Source organism: Neisseria sp. P0001.S005, from assembly GCF_051963715.1.
Map to the genome: position 1 here is coordinate 1 of NZ_JBQCTZ010000502.1, position 602 is coordinate 602.

General features: G+C 56.3%; 1 protein-coding gene and 1 pseudogene. Both read left to right on the forward strand.

Annotated elements, in window-relative coordinates; genetic code table 11:
• Positions 1-360, forward strand: a 360-nt coding sequence (locus ACTHSP_RS21315; RefSeq protein WP_440346921.1) for an outer membrane protein assembly factor BamE, incomplete at its 5' end; no start/stop codon positions are given.
• Between the two features lie 9 nt (positions 361-369).
• Positions 370-602, forward strand: a pseudogene (locus tag ACTHSP_RS21320) (4-hydroxy-tetrahydrodipicolinate reductase); the annotation flags it as partial.

The window sequence follows — 602 nt, forward strand, 5'->3', positions numbered from 1 at the left end:
TTAGGTCTGGCCTCATGCAGTGCCGAGCGCGTATCCAACTTTCCATCCTACAAACTCAAAATCATTCAAGGTAACGAGCTCAATCCCCGCGCCGTGGTTTCCCTGCGCCAAGGTATGACCCGCGACCAAGTCCAACTGCTGCTCGGTACGCCGCTCCTGCGCGACGCCTTCCACGCCGACCGCTGGGATTACACTTTCAACACCAGCCGCAACGGCATCATCAAAGAACAAAGCAACCTGACCCTGTACTTTGAAAACGACGTCCTCGCACGCGCCGAAGGCGATGCCATTCAAAAATCCATCGAAGCCGTTCAAGCCGGACAAAACGTCGTTCCGACCACCGAAACCAAGCCGAAATAAGGAAGCCCCATGAGCGCATTGAAAATCGCCATTGCCGGCGTCAACGGCCGCATGGGTCGCGTATTGGTTGAAGCGGTCAACAACCATCCCGATACCGTTCTCTCCGGCGCACTCGAGCATTCCGGTTCGGAAGTATTGGGTTTGGATGCAGGCTTCGCCTCCGGCCTCAAAACCGGCGTTGCCATTTCAGACGACGTGGATGCCGTACTGGCTCAAAGCGATGTCCTCATCGACTTTACCCG